The sequence below is a fragment of the Streptomyces sp. NPDC056835 genome, from assembly GCF_042789485.1.
GTDB lineage: Bacteria > Actinomycetota > Actinomycetes > Streptomycetales > Streptomycetaceae > Streptomyces.
The window spans coordinates 207,244-226,205 of record NZ_JBHUBB010000003.1 but is presented as its reverse complement, the minus strand read 5'-3'; the positions used below and the strand labels follow the sequence as shown (position 1 = coordinate 226,205).

Here is an 18,962-nt window from a genome sequence, read left to right as displayed (position 1 = left end):
GTACTGAGGCGTACCCGGCGCGGCGGGATCGACGCGGGAGCCGGGGGCACCGGGAGCATCGGGGGCGTCGGCGGGCGTCCGGTCAGGCGGGCCGTATCGGCGGAACGCCCTCGACCTCGAAGACGACCTCGTCCTCGTAACACCACCACCAGCTTTCACCCGGCTCATACGAACGGATGAGCGGGTGTCCGGACGCGTGGTGGTGCGCGGTCGCGTGCTTGTTCTTGGAGGAGTCGCAGCAGCCGATGTGGCCGCAGCTCTGGCACTCCCGCAGATGCACCCAGGTGTCGCCCATGGCGACACACTCGGTACAGCTGTCGGAGCTGTCCGGAGTCACCGGCTCCACATCCGCGAGATGACTGCAGATGAAGCCGCCGACGCGCTCTCCGCTGTTCGTCATCACGCCGCCGCCCGTCCGACCGCACAGGTCACTCACACAGGTCACTCGCACAGATCACTTGGAGTCAGTCGTCTTTTTTTCACCGTACGGCCGGTCCCTCGCCACCGCCAGCAGGAAGGGAACCGAGGCCGGGTCCGCGGCGTCTTGACAGCCGTCCGGCACGGGAGAAGCCTGGGCATTCGGTGCTCGCCCGGGGGGCGAGCGGGGGAAACGGGGCAGCAGGGTGAGTGACGTACGCGCGCGTATCTCGGGACGGGCGACGGCCGCGGGGGTGGTCCTGGCACTGGCCGTACCACTGACCGCGTGCTCGGCGGGTGACAGCGGCGGTCCGGGGTCCACGGCGGCGGACAGCACTCCCACACCGAGCCCCACGCCGACCGTCGAGCCCGCCGCGTACCGCGGCACGCTGGACACCACGCTCGGCCCGCTCGACAAGGCCCTGCGCGCGGTCGACCGCGCGAGCGAGGGCCGCGCCCTGAATCAGGCGCTCGGTACGGCCTCCACCGCGGCCGCCACCGCCGCCGGCGGGCTGGAGACGGCCGGCACCCCCGATGACGCCACGACCGGCAACGCCGCTCTCGCCGCTTCGCTGCGTGATCTGAGCCGGAACCTGGCGGACGCGGGGGCCGGCGAAGGGCGCTGTGCCCTCTCACCGCGCGTCGAACTGGGCTCGGCCGACGGCCCCCGGCGCGTCAGTGAAGCGAGCACCACGCTCACCGGCCTCGGCTACCCCGTACGGCTGAAGCTGCCCCGCACCGAGAAGCCGAAGCACCGCCGGCTCGGCAACGGCGCCTTCGTGAAGGACGCGCGTTCGGGCGGGCTGGGCCGGCTGACCGTCAAGAACGGCACCGACTCCGACGCGGTGGTCTCCCTGACCCGTGGCAAGAAGACGGCCTTCACGGTGTACATACGCAAGGGCACCAGCACGACGGTGCGCCGCGTCGGCGACGGCTCGTACACCGTGTACTTCACCTCGGGCTCGGACTGGAGCTCCGCGAAGAAGTCCTTCACGCGGGACTGCGCCTTCGAGAAGTTCGACGACACGGCGGACTTCAAAACCGTGGAGGTCAGCGGGGGTACGCAGTACACCGTGCTGACCTTCTCGCTGGCCAAGTCGATCGGTGGCAACGCCACCACCAGCGAGGTCCCCGAAAACGAATTCCCGTCCTGAACCGTTCGGGCCCCTCAGCAGGCCCTCGACAGCCCCTCGACAGCACTCAGCCGTCGCGCGGCCCGGCGGGCGAGGCCGATGCCGCGTGCGCGGTGGGCGCCGTCCACGCCCGCAGTGTGGCGGCGAACTCCTCCGCCCGCGCCAGCCGGGCACGGAGCTCCGCGATCCGTTCCGCGGTGGCCCGCTCGAATGCCTCCACACGCGCCAGGAGTTCGTCCCGCTCGTCCCGCTCGTCCGGGGCGGGCGGCTCCTGGGCGTCGAGCCGGCCGATGACGGCGAGCAGGGCGCGCACCTCGTCCAGCGAGAAGCCCAGCGGTTCCATCCTGCGGATGACCATCAGCCGGGCCACATCGGAGTCGGTATAGAGGTGGAGACCGCCCTGTGAGCGTGCGGAGGGGGTGACGAGCCCGGTCTCCTCGTAGTGCCGGATGGTGCGCAGGGACAGTTCGGTACGCGCGGCCACTTCACGGATGCGCATGCTGTGTCTGGAGTCCACGTATTCGGCGTCCACGTACCCGATCATGACAGGTTTGCCCCACTTGTCCTGTTCTGCAGCGGCCCGCGCCGCGCGCTTCGCGAGGTCAGGGCTTGTAGACCTTCCCCGGCTCGGCGCGTCCCGGCGCCATCAATTGGGGGACCGTGACGAACGTATAGCCGCGCTTCTTCAGTTCCTCGATGATCCCGGGGACGGCGGGCACGGTCCCGTCGTAGATGTCGTGCAGCAGGATGATGCCGTCGCGGTCCGCCTGGTCGAGGATGCGCTTCTTGATGAGCCCGGAGTCCGTCGTCGAGTAGTCCTTGGCGGTGGCGCTCCACATGATCTGCGCGAGACCGAGCTCGCGGCTCACCTTCGCGACCTCATCGTTGGTACGGCCCTGCGGCGGACGCATCAGCGTGGGCTTGTGGCCGGTGATCTCCGCTATGGCGTCCTGCGTACGCGCGAGCTCGTCGCGCACGGAGCCGGGGTCCTGGTCCGAGAGGATCTTGTGCGACCAGGTGTGGTTGGCCACCTCATGCCCCTCGGCCGCGATACGGCGCACGAGGTCGGGGTGTTTGACGACGTGGTTCTTGCCGAGCAGGAAGAAGGTCGCGGGGACCTTCTCCTTCTTGAGGATGTCGAGCAGTCCGGGGGTGTGCTCGGAAGGTCCCGCGTCGAAGGTGAGAGCTATACAGCGCTCCTTTCCGCAGTCGACCGCGCCGGGCTCAACCTTCGCCCCGCTCCTGGCGTCATCTCTGGCGTCGGCGGGCGAGTTGGCGTCGTACGCGGAGCAGCCGCTCAGCATCAGGCCGAGCGAGGCGACCGCCGCCAGGACGCCCGCTGCCCTCGGGCCGACTGTCGAAGTATTTTTTTGCATGACAAATCCCTCTTCCGATGACTGAGTGGCCCATGAGTGAGAGAGCGAGCCTCAGTCGCGCAGCACTGAGCCCGCACCGGGCCCGGGTGGGAGCCGGCGCACGCAACGGCGCGCCGGGTGAAGTCGATTCGGCCGCGAGCCCGGAGGGCCCGACGAGCCGGCTACGCCATGTACGACATGCCGGTCACGCGACGTACGGGGTGGAACGCCGGCGCGGGCAGCGGGCAGGGCGGAGCAGGGGTCAGTTGCCCGGACAGGGCATGGCCGAATGACATACCCGCACTATACATAGCACGTATACACACAGTGCATAGCGGGGCGCTTTCTCGCGCCCGGATATTTCGTGAAGGCACTCACACCCGTATGACCTGCACCAACGCGCCCCGGTCCGGCATTCCGTTCAGAATTCAACATGATGTGTACGGGCTCTCGTCACCCTGCCTTCATCCCGGCAATCGAACATCTGGCCTGCTGGGCATCACAGGCATCGGCGAGGAGCAGCAATGGGCCACGGCCATCACCACCCGCACGACCACACGCACCACGATCAGGCCGACTCCGGTCCCCTGCCTCCGGCGCTCGACGCCGATGTCCCCGACAGTGAGCTGTCGCCCAGTCAGCTGTCGCGCCGCTCGATGCTGCGCCGTGCCGGTCTGCTCGGCGCGGGCCTGGCCGGGGCGGGCGTACTGGGCGGGGCCGCCACCGCGGCCGCGACTTCGGGCGGTTCCGGCGGCTCGTCCGACCGGGGCAAGAGCAACGGCTTCCTCTGGCTGGCGGGCGACCACCACATCCACACGCAGTACAGCAGCGACGGCAAGTACCGCGTCGTCGACCAGGTGCGCCAGGGCACCGCGCACGGCCTCGACTGGATGGTCATCACCGACCACGGCAGCGCGGCGCACGCCAAGATCGGTGTGGAGAAGGTCAACCCGGACATCAAGGAAGCCCGCGAGACCTACAAGGACCAGCTCGTCTTCCAGGGCCTGGAGTGGAACATCCCGGGCGCCGAGCACGCCACGGTCTTCGTCCACCCGGGCCGCAATGAGGTGGAGGTGCTGAAGAAGTTCGAGACCGACTACGACGGCAGCCTGCACCCCAGCTCCTCGAACGCCACCAATGAGGCGCTGGCCATCTCCGGGCTCCAGTTCCTCGCCGACCAGGTGCGCCGGCGCAAGGTCGACGACGCCGTGATGCTCGCCAACCACCCGGCCCGCAACGGCATCGACTCGCCTCACGAGATCCGCGGCTGGCGTGACGCCACCTCGTCCGCCCACCCCATCGCCATCGGCATGGAGGGCGCCCCCGGGCACCAGGCGGCCGGTCTGCCGAAGCCGAACGGCAGCGCCGGTGGCCGCGGTTACTACGAGAACGCGCCCAACGCCAACTCCTTCGCCGCCTACCCGGCGGAGAGCTACCGCACCTGGGGCGGCTTCGACTGGATGACCTCGACGGTCGGCGGTCTCTGGGACAGCCTGCTGGCCGAGGGCAAGCCGTGGTGGATCACCGCCAACTCGGACTCGCACAGCGTGTACGCCGAGCCCTCCGTCATCGGGCCCAACGATGACTTCAACGCCAACGGCAAGCACTCCGACCCCGTCTACGGCAACGGTCTCGACCTCGGGAAGGGCGACTACTGGCCGGGCCACTACAGCCGTACGCACGTCGGCGCGGACCGGTTCTCGTACGCGGCGGTCATGGACGGTATGCGGGCCGGCCGGATCTGGGTCGACCACGGCGGTCTGATCAGCGGTCTGGACGCCCGGCTCAAGGGCGGCGGCCGCTGGGCCACGCTCGGCGGCGCGCTGCACGTCAGGCGTGGTACGGATGTCGAGCTGTCCATCGACATCGCGCTGGCCAACGGCGCCAACTGGGCGCAGTTCGTGCCGACGCTGGCCCGGGTCGATGTCATCCAGGGTGACGTCACCGGCAACGTCCACGACAAGGACACCTTCACCGCGCCGACCGCCAAGGTCGCGAAGTCCTTCGAGGTCAACAAGTCGAAGGGCACCGTCCGGCTGACGTACAAGCTCGGCCGGGTCTCCGGACCGCTCTACGTCCGCCTGCGCGGCACGGACGGCAACCGCACCGCCGCGGGAGTGAACGGCGCGTCCGTCGACCCCGTGGGCCCCGCGATGGACGTGCTGGGCGACGCCGACCCGTGGAAGGACCTGTGGTTCTACTCGAACCCGATCTGGGTGCTTCCGTCCTGATCACCCGCCCCGGGAACAATCGGCGGGGGCCCGCCGTTGGACCCAGTGAGGGTGTGGATGGAACTGAGTCCCCGGGCCCCATATAAGAATCGCCTGTGGGGAAGATCGTTCGGCTGAAGCCCCATGGAGCCTATCGCCGCGAGGCGACCGCCATCCACGCTCTCCATTGAACGACCCCGACCGGCATCCCCCGTCCGGTCGGGGTCTTCTGTCGGTCCAGGCAACATGACCGGTCCAGGCACATGGCCGGTCCAGGCACATGGCGGAAGGGGACGGCGGCGGGGATGGCGAGCGGAGAAGAGGAGACGGAACGGCCCGACGGCTTCGAGGCGGCCACGGGCGACGGCCCGGTGCGCGGTACGACGCCCCAGGCACGGGCGGCCGAGGTCCGGGTCGCGTTCGAAGGACTGCTCCAGATCAGACGGCTGACGAACACCCGGGCCGGTGATCCGGCGGCGGTTCCCGCGCAGTGGGAGCGGCGTCGGCCGGTACGTGCCGTCGCGCTCGCTCTGGAGGCCGCCGGTCTGCCGGCGTCCGCCGTCGACGGCTCGGGGCAGCGGGTCGCGACGGGGTATCGCGTATCGGCGGCCGAGCCGCCCGCTGCCGTACGGGTGGACTGGCTCGGCCCGCACGGCGGCGGGGCCGCCCAGGACGAGGAGCGGGCGCTGACCGAGTGCGCCGCCGTACTGACCCGCCTGGGGTGGGAGGCCCTGCTCTACCGGGGACCGCGGCGACGCCGCTTCCTGGAGGTCGAACCGGCCTCCTGAGCCGCTTCCCGGCCGCGCCCACTCACTGTCCGCCGCGTCACTGTCCCCGGCGTCACCGTCCACCGCGCAGGAAGGCGGCGAGAAGTCCGGCGGTACGGTCGGGTGCCTCCTCAGGCACGTAGTGGTCGCACGGCAACGCCTGCCCCTGTACCTCGTCGGCGTACTCACGCCAGACGGCCGGTACGTCGTACTGCCGCCCGACGAAGCTGTGCTCGCCCCAGAGCGCCAGCACCGGGCAGGCGATCCGGCGCCCGGCGGCGGCGTCCTCCTCGTCGTGCACGAGGTCGATCCCGGCGGCGGCCCGGTAGTCCTCGCAGGAGGCGTGGATCGCGGCCGGGTCGGAGAAGCAGCGCACGTACTCGTCCAGCACGGCGGGGGTGAACGGGGTGTCCCCGCTGGGCCGCCCGCCCATGCGGGTGCGGATCCAGAAGTCCGGGTCCGCGCCGATGAGATGCTCCGGGATGCCGTTCCCCGCCGCCAGGAAGAACCAGTGGTAGTAGCCGCGCCCGAAGTCGGCGTCGACATGGCGGAAGGCGTGGCGCGTCGGCACGATGTCGAGGACCGCGAGCGCCGATACCGCCTCCGGGTGATCCAGCGCGAGCCGGTGGGCGACCCGGCCGCCGCGGTCGTGGCCGGCGACGGCGAAGCGGTCGAAGCCCAGTTCACGCATGACCAGCAGCTGGTCGCGCGCCATCACCCGTTTCGCGTAGGCGGCGTGCTGGGGATCCGAGGGGGGCTTGTCGCTGTCGCCGTAGCCACGCAGATCGGTGAGGACCACCGTGTGGGTGGCGGCGAGCAGCGGCGCCACGTGGCGCCAGATCAGATGCGTCTGCGGATAGCCGTGCAGCAGCAGGACGGGCGGCCCCTCGCCCGCGACGCGCGTGTGGATCCGGACGCCGTCGGCGTCGACGGTCCGGCGGGAGAACGTGGCGGGCAGGAGATCGTTCATGGGCTGATCACAGCAGCCTTCCGCTCGCTGGTCCAGGACCGCTTGACGGCCAAGCTGCTCGCACGGCTGTGACAGGGACAGGAACACCCCGGGCAGCCTTGTCGCACCGGTGCCCGGGGTGTTCCTCCTCGTCGGTCCGTCCGTAGGTCAGGACCCGGTCCGCTTCCTCAGGGGTAGCTGACGAGATTGGCCACATTGGTGGCCGAGTTCGACGGGCCTCCCCTGTCGTTGATGACATGCCGGATGGTGCCCGTACCGCCCAGCGACACCGTCACCATGTTGCGGAAACGCACATTGGCGTTGTTGGGCACTTCGAACGCGTGCTCCGCGGTCACGCTGTTGTTGACGTTGAAGAAGCAGTAGCTGCCGAGCCCGTACGCCTGATGGCTGGTCACCGAGTCGGCCACCTTGTAGGCGGCGTATCCCTGTGTCGCGCCGTTCATCCAGGCCGCCTGGTTGGGCGGGTCGTACGGCATCTCGTTCTGGTAGAAGTACGTCTTGCCGCCGTTGCCGTTCCAGATCGTCTGATGCTTCTGGTAATGCTCGACGAACAGGCCGTACATCGTGACGTCGGCGCCGTTCACGACCAGACCGGTGTCCGCCGTGTTGGTGTTCCAGCCGACCCCGCTGCCGTGATCCGCGCGCCAGATCCACATATGGTCGCCGATCACATTGCGGCTGTTGACGACCAGGCTGGTGGTCGCCTTGCCGACGCCGGCGCCGCCGATGCGGAAGAACACATCGTGCAGCGAGGTGGGGTTGGCGGCGTGGCTCGCGTTCGAGCCGTCGGCGCCCACCTCCATCAGCCGCTGGGAGTTGACCGTGCCCGCGTCGATGAGCAGACCCGCCACCTTGACGCCGTCCACATCGGCGACCGACACCGCGGTGATGCCGTTGTCCGGGATGAGGGTGGCGAGGCCGAGCCCGAGGACGACGGTGTCGGGACGGGTGATCCTCAGCGTCTGGTTGAGGTGGTAGACGCCGGGAGTGACGAGCAGGTCCTTGCCCGCCGCCAGCGCGGCGTTCATGTCCGCGGCCGTCGCGCCCGGCTTGGCGATGTAGAACTGGTCGAGCGGGAGCGACGTACCCGCCGGAGCACCGCCCGACCAGGTCGTTCCCTTCGAGTTGGCGCGCAGCGCGGGCACGAACACCTTGTAGGCACCGGCCGAGTCGACGTACAGGAAGGGCTTCTCCCGCACCTGCGGGGTCTGGTCGACCGTGGTGTAGGGCGGGTTGGGGAAGCTGTTCGCGGGCGCGTTCTGGGCGCCGACGAACACCATGTTCCAGTTGGACCCCGTCCAGCTGCCCCATTCGGTGTTACGGGACAGCCACTGCTGCTGCGAACCGGACCTGACCTGGCCGTCCACCTTCGAGTCGGCCATGAATCCGCCGCTGGCCCAACCGCCGTCATCCAGCGCCAAGTTGCCGCGGACATGCATCCGGCGGTAGGGGGCGGCCTGTGAGACGGCCCAGCGGTCGGTGCCGGTGGCGGGGGTGACGGAAAGGTTCTCGGCGCTGCGCCAGAAGTTCTGCGTGGCGTTCTGCGGCGGGAACCAGTCGGCCTCGACATGCACGGCGCCACGGATGTTGACGTCGTCCGGCGAGAGTCCGAGGCCGGCCACCTGGGTGTAGAAACCGACGTTCACATCGGCGTCGTAGGTGCCCGGCTTGAACAGGAAGGCCGCGCGCTGCGCCCCGAACTGGTTGGTCTCCTGCTGCTGGAAGGTCGCGTTCACCCGGTTCTGGATCGAGGAGGCCGACATCGACGGATCGAAGACGACGACGTTCGGACCGAGATCCGGGGTGCCGGGGGGTGCCGGCGGATCGGCGGCCTGGACCCGGAAGGACTGGGCGGCGGATCCGTTGCAGGTGTACTGCTGGAGCTGGACGCTGTCGGCGGTCGACGCGCCCGGTACGTCCAGGCACTTGCCACTGTTGCGGTTGACGAAGTGGTAGGCGCCGTCGGCCTCCTCCACCGGCTGCCACTGCTGGTTGTTGCCGCCGCTGTACGTCCAGAGCTGGATGGTGGCGGCGTCGGCGGCCGAGACGTCGGTGACGTCCCAGACCTGGCTGTCGGCGTTGCGGTTGCCCGCCCTGACGTAGCCGGCGCTGGTCGCCGTCAGCGACCAGTTCTGCGCGAGGCTGCCGTTGCAGGCGTACTGCTGCACGGCGGTGCCGTTGCCGGTCGCCGCGGCGCGGGCGTCCACGCACTTGCCGTTGCCCTTGTTGCTGATCGTGGTCCAGCCGGTGGGCAGGGCCGCCGCCGCGGTGGTACCCGCGGCGGCCTCCTGCTGGGGCAGACCGACCAGGGAGGCGCACAGGGCCACCACGGTCAGCAGCAGGGTGAGCGGGAAGATCCCGCGGCGGGGCTGCCCGCCGCCGTAGGGGTGTCGGTTCATGGAGGCTCCTCGCCCGGTCAGCCGGCGTACTGGGCGAAGACGCGGGTGAAGTCCCACGCCTGCTGGCTCACGCCGGAGCAGGTGTCGGCTCCGCCGCCGGTGCAGGGCCGGTCGCGGTTGACCGACCAGAAGGTCAGCCGGGCCAGATGGTGCTGCTGCGCGTAGGCGAGGATGGTGCGGAAGTCCGCGACGGTCACCGTCTCGTTGTTGTCGGTGATGCCGTTCATCGACGAGATGCCGATGCTGCGGTACGTCTGGTCGTCGCTGTACCCGTACGCGTTCTTGACCGCGTTCTTGAGGCCCTCGGCGGCGCGGGTGGTGAGCGTGCCCATGTTCTGGCCGGCGCCACCGAAGTTGAACGGCATGATCGTCCAGCTGTCGACGGTGAGTCCGGCGGCGGCCGCGCGGTTGATCAGGCTGCTGTCAGGACCGTTCTGGCCGGTGCCGAAGGTGACATAGACCTTGATGCCGGGGTTGTTGGCCTTGATGGTCTTGAGGGCGTCCACGGTGCGCTGCTGGACGGTGGGACTGTCGTACGCCGCTGCCTCGATGTCGATGTCGATCGCCTTGAGGCCGTACGCGTTGATGACCTTCTGGTAGGCCGCCGCCAGCTCACCGGCGCTGGAGCAGGAGCTCTCCAGCTTGTTGCCGCTCCAGCCGCCGAAGGACGGGATGACATCGCCGCCCGCGCCACGCACGGTGTTGATGGTCTGCTGGTCCACTCCACCCGTCAGCGGCCGACCGCCGTCCCACTGAGGGTTGCAGTAACCGTTGCTGAGCACGAACGCCAGGGTGAACCACTTCACGCCGGTCGCGTTCATGACGGTGGTCGGATTCGGCGGGCTGCCCCAGCCGTTGTAGATGTACGGTGCGACGGCCATGGGTCCGCTGGGGGCGGGGCCGCCGCCGCCCGAGGGCGCGGTCCACTTCTGGTTGGCCGCTCCGGTGCAGGTCCAGATCTGCAGCCGGGTGCCGTTGGCCGAGCTGTTGCCCGTCGCGTCCAGGCACTTGTCGGCCTGGGTGTTCACGATGTCGCGGGCCGCCGAGACGGTCCACTTCTGGTTGGCGCTTCCGGTGCAGTCCCACAGCTGGAGCTGTGCGCCGTTCGTGGTGCTGTTGTCCTTGACGTCGAGGCACTTGCCGAGGGCCCGGATCGAGCCGTCGGAGGCGACGTCCCACTGCTGGGCGGCCGAGCCGTTGCAGTCGTAGAGCTGTACGGCCGCGCCGTTGGCGGAGCTGCCTGCCGCCACGTCCACGCACTTGCCGCCCAGGCCCGTGATCGTGCCGACGGCGGCGACCGCCGCGGTGGCGGGGGTGGGCGCGGTGATGAGCGACGCGCCGAGCGCGAGGGGCAGCGCGGCCAGCAAGGCGAGGGATCTGAGGGGCTTGCGGAGGGTGCGTACCGTCGTCATGCGCGGTTCACCGTCCACTTCTGGTTCGCGGCGCCCGTGCAGGTCCAGATCTGCAGCCGGGTGCCGTTGGCCGAGCTGTTGCCGGTCGCGTCGACGCATTTGTTGGCCTGGATGTTCACGATGTCGCGGGCGTCCGGGACGGCCCAGCGCTGATTGGCGCCGCCGGAGCAGTCCCACAGCTGGAGCTGCGCACCGTCCGCCGTGCTGTTGTCCTTCACGTCCAGGCACTTGCCGAGCGCGCGGAGCGAGCCGTCGGAGGCGACGGTCCACTGCTGGGCGGCCGAGCCGTTGCAGTCGTAGAGCTGTACGGGCGTGCCGTTGGCGGAGCTGGCCGAGGCCACGTCCATACACTTGCCGCCGAGTCCGGTGATCGTGCCCCCGGTGCCGCCGGAGCCGCCGTCGTTCGTGCTGACGCGCACGTAGTCGACGACGAGCTGGGACGGGAAGGGGGTGCTGCTGTTGGGGTCACCGGGCCAGTAGCCGCCGACCGCGAGGTTCAGGATGATGAAGAAGGGCTTGTTGAACACCCAGGTACGGCCGCCGAGATCGGCCGGGGTGCGCGTCTGGTAGACGTTGCCGTCGACGCTCCAGGTGATGGCGTTGGGCGACCAGTCGATGGCGAAGGTGTGGAAGGCGTCGGCGAACGCCTGGCCGTTCGGCAGGGTGTAGCCGGCGCCGATGCCGCCCGAGCCGGAGTAGCCGGGGCCGTGCAGGGTGCCGTGGACCGTGCCGGGCTCGAAGCCGACGTTCTCCATGATGTCGATCTCACCGCTGTTGGGCCAGCCGACGTTGCCGATGTCGTTGCCGAGCATCCAGAACGCGGGCCACATGCCCTGGCCGCGCGGGACCTTCATCCGGGCCTCGACCCGTCCGTAGGTCGAGGTGAACTTGCCGGATGTGTTGAGCCGGGCCGAGGTGTACTCGCACCGGCCGTACCAGCACTGGTAGTTGCCGGGATTGTCCTTGCGCGCGGTGATGACCAGATTGCCCTGGCCGTCGAGGGCGGCGTTGTTGTTGCCTGCCGTGTAGTACTGCCGCTCGTGGTTGTTGACGTTGTCGCCGGTCTCGATCTGCCACTTCCCGCCGTCGACGGCCGAGCCGGCGGCGCCGTTGAAGTCGTCGGAGAACGTGACCGCCGCCGCCCCGACCGCGGCGGTCGGCTGCTCGGGCGCGGGGGCCGCGGCGGCGGGTACCGCCGCCGCCAGGCTGGAACAGCAGAGAAGAGCGAGCGCGTAGAGCGCCATTCGGCGTCCCATCGGGATTCGCACAGTCATCACATCACTTCGAGTGGGGGGTCATGAGCATGACATCGCAGCGCCGGGAAGCTTCGGGGAAAGCAGCCTCGGACGCTTATTTCAATACTTGATTTAAGGGAGGGTGCGAGGGGTCGTCAAGAAGCTGGTATGGACCAAAGTTGACCAGATTCATGTCCCACTCACATCCATATGAACGCAGACCCCCCACAACCGGGCGACACGACACCGAACACGAAGGGAATTTGACTTGCACATGACCGACACCGGGCGTTCACGTGAGGACACACACCCTGTGGAAGGCTCCCGCTGAACCGTTACTTCACGACCATGCGCCGCACGCCCCCCACCCTGTGGCCGTGCGTCGTGGTGGTCCCGCCGGAGAGGACAGCTCCCCATGTCCCGTCGTCAACGTCCCACCCGACGCACGCTGTTGGCTCTCTGCGCCGCCACCGCGGTGCTCGCCACCACCGCGGCCGCCGCACCCGCCGTCGCCTCCCAGGAGACCGCGCCAGCCACCACCGCCGGTGTCGCCGCGCTCGACGACACGTACTACCAGGGCGCCATCGGCAAGACCGGTACCGCGCTCAAGTCGTCGCTGCACTCGATCATCAAGAACCAGACGAAGATCACCTATGCCCAGGTCTGGACGGCGCTCAAGGACACGGACCAGGATCCCAAGAACTCGTCGAACGTGATCGAGCTGTACACCGGCAAGTCCATCTCCAAGTCGAGCAACGGCGGCAATACGGGTCAGTGGAACCGCGAGCACGTCTGGGCCAAGTCCCACGGCGACTTCGGTGAGGCGACCGGTCCCGGCACCGATGTCCACCATCTGCGCCCGGAGGACGTCGGCGTCAACTCCATACGCGGGAACAAGGACTTCGACAACGGCGGCAGCGCGGTCTCCGGCGCGCCCGGCAACTACACGGACTCCGACTCCTTCGAGCCACGCGACGCGGTGAAGGGCGATGTCGCCCGGATGATCCTGTACATGGCCGTACGGTACGAGGGCGACGACTCCTGGCCCGACCTCGAACCCAACGAGAGGGTCAACAACGGATCGAGCCCCGCGATGGGGAAGCTCTCCGTACTCAAGCAGTGGAACGACGAGGACCCGCCGGACGCCTTCGAGCAGCGCCGCAACCAGGTCATCTACGACCAGTACCAGCACAACCGCAACCCGTTCATCGACCACCCGGAATGGGTGGAGGCCATCTGGTGATCGTGCGGGCCGTCCGGTGATCACGGCGCGGCCTGCCCACGCCTGATCGCCCGCGGTGCCAGACTGTGCCGCGTTAACTCCAAGCGCCCCCAGCGGGGAATGCTGGCCGAGCCCCCGGGACACGCTTCGCCCGGGGGCTTCGGCTTGTCCCGGCACCCGCCCCGGCGCCAGGGCCTGTCCGCGAAGTCTCGTACGGCCCGTCCCCGAGGCCGCCCGGACCACCCCGCCCGAAGTACTTCCTGGACAGATGTCTATCCTTCATGGACACCTGTCCAGCAGTGCCCGATCCTCAGGAGATCCCGATCATGCAGACCGCCGCGAACATCCTGGTCGGCCTGGTGGCCGCGTTCCACGTCTATGTGATGGTGCTGGAGATGTTCCTGTGGGAGCGGAAGCCGGGCCGTGAACTCTCCGGATTCGACGCCGACATGGCCCGCGCGACCGCGCCCCTCGCCGCCAACCAGGGGCTCTACAACGGCTTCCTCGCCGCCGGGCTGATATGGGGGCTGATCGCCGCGGACCCGACGGGGTACCGCGTACAGATCTTCTTCCTGATCTGCGTGGTCGTGGCCGGTGTGTACGGCGGGGCCACCGCGAACAGGCGCATCCTGTTCGTCCAGGCGCTGCCGGGCGCGGTCACCCTGGCCGCGGTACTGGCGGCGGGATGACCGGCGTACCGGCCGGGCCGTCCACGAGCGGGGCGGCGGGCGATCCCCGTACGGCCAGGACGCGGGCCAGGCTGCGGCGGGCTCTGCTCGACGCCTGCGCGGAGCGCCCGTTCGAGGAAATCGGGGTCGCCGCTCTGGTGCGCCGCGCCGGGATGGGCAGGGCCACGTTCTATCTGCACTATCCGGACCTCCGGACGCTGGCGGTCGACGCCTGCGCCGAGGTGGTACGGGACGCGGTGGACGCCCTGCACGCCTGGCGCGGCGCCCCCGATCCGCGTGTCCCACCGCCCGCGCTGATCTCGTTCTTCACCGGCCTCACCCCGCATGCCGCGCTCTACCGGACGCTGCTGCGCCCGGGCGGGAGCGGTCCGCTCGGCGAGCTGCTCCACCGTGAACTGCGGGAGCGCAGCCGCGTGGAGCGGACCCTGGCCGGGGCGCCCGCCCCCGAGCTGATCGCCTCGGCGGTGGCCGCCGCCTTCGCCGGGGTGCTGGCGGACTGGCTGCACGGGCTGATCGAGGACACTCCGGAGGGCATCGCGGCACGGATCTGGCGGCTGCTGGTGGCGCTCCACCGTATGCCGGTCACCTGAGGCACCGGCCGGGACATACAGCGAAAGACCGGCCCGCCGGGGGGTGCGTGAATGCGGGACGCCCAGCCTGCGGCATATGCCAAAGGCACCATCGCTCCTAGTGTTGCCAAACGCCTTACGTGCCCGGTGCGGCTGTGCGACAGTCGTAGCGGTCCCCCCACCGACAGGCCGTGCCGCCCCGTATCGGAGTACGAGATGCCGTCCCCTCTGTTCGCGGACCGCCCCGTTCCGGGGCCCACCGAGCCCGGGACGATGGACGCGCTCATCACCCGGACCCGCCGGCTGCGCGGTGACGTGGACGCCGTACGCCGGGACACCGAGGTCGACGACGGCAATACGCTCCGGCGCTGGCAGCGCGCGCTCTACGATCTGGCGGTACGTCAACTGGACCATCTGGGCTCCCACTTGGACCAGCTCAAGGCGGGAGGGCCGGACGCGGAGGGAGCGCTGGACAGCCCCGCGCGGAACACCGCTCCCGGTCAGGACCGCCCCGGGCCGATGCCCGGCCGGGTGGGCAGCGGGGAGTGGAACCTCCTGACCGACGAGGTCAGTTGGTCGGACGAGCTGTTCCGGATCCTCGGACGCGAGCCGGAGAGCGGGCCGCTGACACTCGACGAACTGCCGTCCCTGGTGCACCCCGACGACCAGGTGCTGCTCACCGCGATGGTGACGGACTGTCTGATCGACGGAAAGCCCATGGACGGCGAGTTCCGTATCATCAGGGCCGACAGCCGGGTCCGTACGCTGCACATGATGGGCGAGCCCATCCTCGACACCGACGGCTGCACCGCCTCCATGTGGGCGGTGCTGCGTGACATCAGCGCGCTGCGCCACGGCGAGCGGACCGTACGCGACTCCCATGACTCCCTCCGGCGCGAACAGCATCTCGCGCGGACCGAACACCGGCTGGTGGCCGAGTTGCACGAGGCGGTGCTCCCCGCGTGGCACGGCTCGTCATATCTGCCGCGCGGCGGGCCCGGTGCGCTGGACCTGGCCGCCCGCCGGCTCCCTGACGCGGTGCACCCCGCGACCGGTGGTCACTGGTTCGACGCCCTTGAACTTCCGTGCGGGGAATCGCTGTTGACCATCGGCGAGCTGACCGTCCGTGGTGTGGCCGGTGCCTCCTCGATGGCGATGCTGCTGGGGGCGCTGCGTGGAATGGCCGTGGCGGGCATCGCGCCCGGGGCCCTGCTCGGCCATCTGAACCAGCTGCTGGAGACGGCGGAACAGCCCGCGCTGGGCAGCGCGCTCTGCTCCCGATACGCCCCGGAGACCCGGACCTTCTCGTGGGCGCAGGCGGGCCACCCCGCCCCGCTGCTGTTCCGCGACGGGACGGGGCACGCGCTGACGCCGCCGGACGGCGTACTGCTCGGGGCGACCTCGGGGGCCGCGTACGAGCAGGCCGAAATCCGGCTACGGCCCGGGGATCTGCTGGTGCTGCACACCGACGGGCTGACACGGGAACGCCTCATCGAGCTCGCGCCCAGGACCGCCGGGACCCGCTCCGCGCGGGAGTGTGCTCAGCTGATCGTCGAGGAGTCCGACCGGGCCGAACGCGCGGACGCCGCCTGTCTGATGGTCATCAGGATCCCCGGCTGACGGGCCAGGTCTCCGGGAAGCGCGGATCCGGTGCCCCTCCCGGGCCCTCCCGCGCCAGGACACTAGACACCCTGGACATCGGCCTTCCCCGTCCGCTTCACCGGCCCCTTCGGCATGGCAAGCTTCAGCTCGTCGCGCAGATCGTCGATCTTCTCGTACCCCGCGTACTGGCCGGTGAGCCGGTACATCTCCCGCAGCCGGTCCCAGGTTCGGTGCGAGGAGGTCTCCCCCATCGACACCAGCGCCAGCCGCGCGTACCGGTCGGCCTGTTCGGGATCGTCCGCGATGAAGCAGGCGGACGCCAGCGAGATGTAGTCGAAGATCTTGGAGCGCTGCCGGCCGTTGCCGCGCAGCTCCAGCGCCCGCTTGGCGTGCCGCTGCGCGGTGATCGCCGCCGCGGGCTCATGGTCGGCGAGGGTACGGAAGGCCAGGGCCTCCATGCCGTGGAGATCGGCCTCGTCGAACATCTGCATCCAGCAGGGCGACGGGACGCCCGGCTCGTCCGCGACGAAAAGCTCCTCCGCCTCGCCCAGAGTCCGGCGCATGGCCTGACCGCGGCCCATGGACGCGTGCGCCCATGCCTCGATGGTGCGCAGCATGGCGCGGGTACGGGGTAGCGCCTCCTCGCCCGAGCCCGAATCCGCGAGCTTCATCAGATCGAGTGCCTCGTCGGGCCTGCCGAGGTGGACCATCTGACGAGCGGCCCTGGACAGGGCCTCGCCCGCGCGGGGCCGGTCGCCGCCCTCGCGCGCCGCGTGGGTGGCGATGACGAAGTACTTCTGGGCCGTGGGTTCGAGACCGATGTCGTGGGACATCCAGCCGGCGAGTACGGCGAGATTGGCGGCGACGCCCCACAGGCGCCGCTGGAGATGGTCGGGGTGACGGTAGGCGAGCATGCCGCCCACCTCATTGAGCTGGCCGACCACGGCCTTGCGCTGGAGACCGCCGCCACGGGCGGCGTCCCAGGCGCGGAACACCTCGACGGAGCGCTCCAGGGCCTCGATCTCCTGCGACCCGATGGGGGCGGCCTCGTAACGGTCGAACCCGGCGGGTTCCGCGTTCAGGGGATCGTCGATCCGGGGGGCGTCGGACGAGAGTGCGGGGTCGGAGTGCAGCCAGTCATACATAGCGCTGGTGAGTGCTGAGCCTGCGGTGAGCGCGGCACCCGCGCCCACCAAGCCGCGACGGTTGAGCATGAGGTCCATTCCCGTGAATTCGGTGAGGACCGCGGCCGTCCGGTCGGGCGCCCAGGGGAGGGCATCGGGGTTGTCCGCCTTCCCGGCGTCCCGTCGTTTCCCCGCGCGCCCGCTCCGTACGAACCCGAGGTCCTCGATGGTCACGACACGACCGAGCCGCTCGGTGAACAGGGCTACCAGCACTCTCGGCACGGGATCGCGCGGGGTCTCCCCCATGTCGATCCAACGCCTCACCCGCGAGGTGTCGGTGGCCAGCTGGGGGTGGCCCATGGCCGCCGCCTGCCGGTTCACCAGCCGTGCGAGTTCGCCCTTGGACCAGCCGGCCAGGCCGAACAGATCCGACAGACGGGTGTTGGGTTCTCCGCTCACGTCAAGCCCCCAGGTTCTCGGCTGAGTTGACAGTAACCGCCTGTCAGACGCGTGGCGACTATTCGCCATGGTTCGCCAGGCTTCGCCAGCTCGTATGCCAGGGGGTCGACGGTGTCAGGTAGGAACGCGCCATCCCGGCCCGGCAGCCGGACGTACTCCCCAGGGTGCTCCATGGCTGCCGGGCGGATGGCGCGAGTAATTCGTCGGCACACGAAGGGATCTGTATCGCCCATGTACACAGCATCGTCCTCCGTGTCCGCCCCGCCCCGGTCGCAGCGTACGGTCACTCCCGGCAGCGGGCCGTATCTGGACCCCACGCATGCGGGGCGGCCGCGGCTCAGGGCGGGGACGGTCACCCAACCGCTCAGCGGGAGAATCGACGTGTCCGGCCCCCAGGGCGCGCAGCTGCGCATGGCGATCACGGCGGTGCACCGGGTCTGCCCGGAGTTCAACCCGGTGCAGGTGCTGCGGCGCAGCGGGCGCTCCGTGCTGCTCGTCGGAACCACGGGGCGCGCCAACGCGGTCGCCAAGTGCCTGCTGGACCACTCTCCGGTCTGGACCGAACGGTTCAGGCATGAAATAGCTGCTTATCGCTCCTTCGTCCGGCACCGGCCGCCGGTACGGGTCCCCCGGCTGATCGCCGCGGACCCGGAGAACTGCGCGCTGGTGATCGAGCGGATGCCGGGGCGAGCCGCCGCGCTGACCCGCCATCCGGTGGAGGCGCCGCCGCGTGCCGATCTGCGGGCCGCGCTCGGCGCGATCACCAGGCTGAACGCCTGGCGGCCCCCCGCCGGTCTGTTCGACAAGCCGCTCGACTACGCGTCGCGGATCGCCCGCTACCACGAGTTGGGGCTGTTCACCGACCGGGACCTGGGCGATCTGCAGAAGCTGCTGCACGGTCTGGCCGGCGCCAGGCAGGGCATGGAATTCTGTCACGGTGACGCCCTGCTCTCCAACGTCCTGCTGTCCCCGGCGGGTCCGGTGCTCGTCGACTGGGAGCACGCGGGCTGGTATCTGCCGGGCTACGACCTGGCGACGCTGTGGGCGGTGCTCGGGGACGCCCCGCTGGCGCGGCGCCGGATCAGTCAGCTCGCGCAGGCGAGCGGACCGGTGGCGCGGGACGCGTTCCTGGTCAATCTGATGCTCGTACTGACCCGGGAGATCCGCATGTACGAGACGGCGGTGCAGCGCGCGCTGCATGAGACGCCGGCGCCCGGTACCGGCCCGTCCGCCCACCCGTCGCCGTCCGCGCAGCAGAACGGTCTGACGCCGGCCGAGGAGCAGCGGCTGCTGCTGCGGCGGCTGCACGACGACTGCGCGATGGCCCGGCGGGCCGTACGCGCGGCGGTCGGGACCCGCTGACACGGCCGTACCGGACCCGCTGATACGGCCGTACCGA

At 69.9% G+C, this 18,962-nt stretch carries 16 protein-coding genes; 8 read left to right on the top strand and 8 right to left on the bottom strand.

What is annotated here, in order from left to right; translation table 11 throughout:
- Positions 1–82: 82 nt before the first annotated feature.
- On the bottom strand, positions 83–400 hold the full coding sequence (locus tag ACFRMN_RS05450) for a UBP-type zinc finger domain-containing protein (RefSeq protein ID WP_383013574.1): 318 nt from the start codon (positions 398–400) through the stop codon (positions 83–85).
- Positions 401–623: 223 nt separating this feature from the next.
- Between ACFRMN_RS05450 and ACFRMN_RS05445 the strand changes: the two genes are divergently transcribed.
- The gene (locus ACFRMN_RS05445; RefSeq protein WP_383013571.1) at positions 624–1,571 is read left to right on the top strand and encodes a hypothetical protein; all 948 of its coding nucleotides are present in this window, start codon (positions 624–626) and stop codon (positions 1,569–1,571) included.
- Between the two features lie 46 nt (positions 1,572–1,617).
- Here ACFRMN_RS05445 and ACFRMN_RS05440 read toward each other — a convergent pair whose 3' ends face one another.
- Both ACFRMN_RS05440 and ACFRMN_RS05435 read right to left on the bottom strand, forming a co-directional pair.
- The gene (locus ACFRMN_RS05440; RefSeq protein ID WP_383013776.1) at positions 1,618–2,049 is read right to left on the bottom strand and encodes a MerR family transcriptional regulator; all 432 of its coding nucleotides are present in this window, start codon (positions 2,047–2,049) and stop codon (positions 1,618–1,620) included.
- A 103-nt stretch (positions 2,050–2,152) separates the two neighbouring features.
- On the bottom strand, positions 2,153–2,926 hold the full coding sequence (locus tag ACFRMN_RS05435; RefSeq protein ID WP_383013568.1) for a polysaccharide deacetylase family protein: 774 nt from the start codon (positions 2,924–2,926) through the stop codon (positions 2,153–2,155).
- A gap of 503 nt (positions 2,927–3,429) precedes the next feature.
- Between ACFRMN_RS05435 and ACFRMN_RS05430 the strand changes: the two genes are divergently transcribed.
- Positions 3,430–5,136, top strand: a complete 1,707-nt coding sequence (locus tag ACFRMN_RS05430; RefSeq protein WP_383013565.1) for a PHP domain-containing protein — start codon at positions 3,430–3,432, stop codon at positions 5,134–5,136.
- 284 nt (positions 5,137–5,420) lie between these two features.
- Positions 5,421–5,903, top strand: a complete 483-nt coding sequence (locus ACFRMN_RS05425) for a hypothetical protein (protein WP_383013563.1) — start codon at positions 5,421–5,423, stop codon at positions 5,901–5,903.
- Positions 5,904–5,955: 52 nt separating this feature from the next.
- On the opposite strand, the gene ACFRMN_RS05420 is transcribed toward ACFRMN_RS05425, so the two are convergent.
- The 4 genes from ACFRMN_RS05420 to ACFRMN_RS05405 form a co-directional block, all read right to left on the bottom strand.
- A complete protein-coding gene (locus tag ACFRMN_RS05420) occupies positions 5,956–6,852 on the bottom strand; it encodes an alpha/beta fold hydrolase (RefSeq protein WP_383013560.1) in 897 nt (298 codons plus the stop codon).
- Between the two features lie 167 nt (positions 6,853–7,019).
- Positions 7,020–9,251 (bottom strand): RICIN domain-containing protein, encoded by a 2,232-nt coding sequence (locus ACFRMN_RS05415; RefSeq protein WP_383013557.1) that lies wholly within the window; start codon positions 9,249–9,251, stop codon positions 7,020–7,022.
- 17 nt (positions 9,252–9,268) lie between these two features.
- The gene (locus ACFRMN_RS05410; protein WP_383013555.1) at positions 9,269–10,663 is read right to left on the bottom strand and encodes a ricin-type beta-trefoil lectin domain protein; all 1,395 of its coding nucleotides are present in this window, start codon (positions 10,661–10,663) and stop codon (positions 9,269–9,271) included.
- Positions 10,660–11,937 carry a family 16 glycosylhydrolase gene (locus tag ACFRMN_RS05405; RefSeq protein ID WP_383013552.1) on the bottom strand — a complete coding sequence of 426 codons (1,278 nt, stop codon included), beginning with the start codon at positions 11,935–11,937 and terminating at the stop codon, positions 10,660–10,662. The genes ACFRMN_RS05410 and ACFRMN_RS05405 overlap by 4 nt, the downstream gene beginning before the upstream one ends.
- Before the next feature lie 376 nt (positions 11,938–12,313).
- Between ACFRMN_RS05405 and ACFRMN_RS05400 the strand changes: the two genes are divergently transcribed.
- The 4 genes from ACFRMN_RS05400 (at position 12,314) to ACFRMN_RS05385 (ending at position 15,998) form a co-directional block, all read left to right on the top strand.
- On the top strand, positions 12,314–13,141 hold the full coding sequence (locus ACFRMN_RS05400) for an endonuclease I family protein (RefSeq protein WP_383013549.1): 828 nt from the start codon (positions 12,314–12,316) through the stop codon (positions 13,139–13,141).
- A 305-nt stretch (positions 13,142–13,446) separates the two neighbouring features.
- Positions 13,447–13,809 (top strand): DUF1304 domain-containing protein, encoded by a 363-nt coding sequence (locus ACFRMN_RS05395; protein ID WP_383013546.1) that lies wholly within the window; start codon positions 13,447–13,449, stop codon positions 13,807–13,809.
- Positions 13,806–14,399: a TetR/AcrR family transcriptional regulator gene (locus tag ACFRMN_RS05390; RefSeq protein WP_383013543.1), complete on the top strand. Its 594-nt coding sequence runs from the start codon at positions 13,806–13,808 to the stop codon at positions 14,397–14,399. The genes ACFRMN_RS05395 and ACFRMN_RS05390 overlap by 4 nt, the downstream gene beginning before the upstream one ends.
- 195 nt (positions 14,400–14,594) lie before the next feature.
- A complete protein-coding gene (locus ACFRMN_RS05385) occupies positions 14,595–15,998 on the top strand; it encodes a PP2C family protein-serine/threonine phosphatase (protein WP_383013540.1) in 1,404 nt (467 codons plus the stop codon).
- A gap of 62 nt (positions 15,999–16,060) precedes the next feature.
- Here ACFRMN_RS05385 and ACFRMN_RS05380 read toward each other — a convergent pair whose 3' ends face one another.
- The gene (locus tag ACFRMN_RS05380; protein WP_383013537.1) at positions 16,061–17,563 is read right to left on the bottom strand and encodes a hypothetical protein; all 1,503 of its coding nucleotides are present in this window, start codon (positions 17,561–17,563) and stop codon (positions 16,061–16,063) included.
- Positions 17,564–17,794: 231 nt separating this feature from the next.
- Between ACFRMN_RS05380 and ACFRMN_RS05375 the strand changes: the two genes are divergently transcribed.
- A complete protein-coding gene (locus tag ACFRMN_RS05375) occupies positions 17,795–18,925 on the top strand; it encodes an aminoglycoside phosphotransferase family protein (RefSeq protein WP_383013534.1) in 1,131 nt (376 codons plus the stop codon).
- The last annotated feature ends 37 nt before the right edge of the window (positions 18,926–18,962 follow it).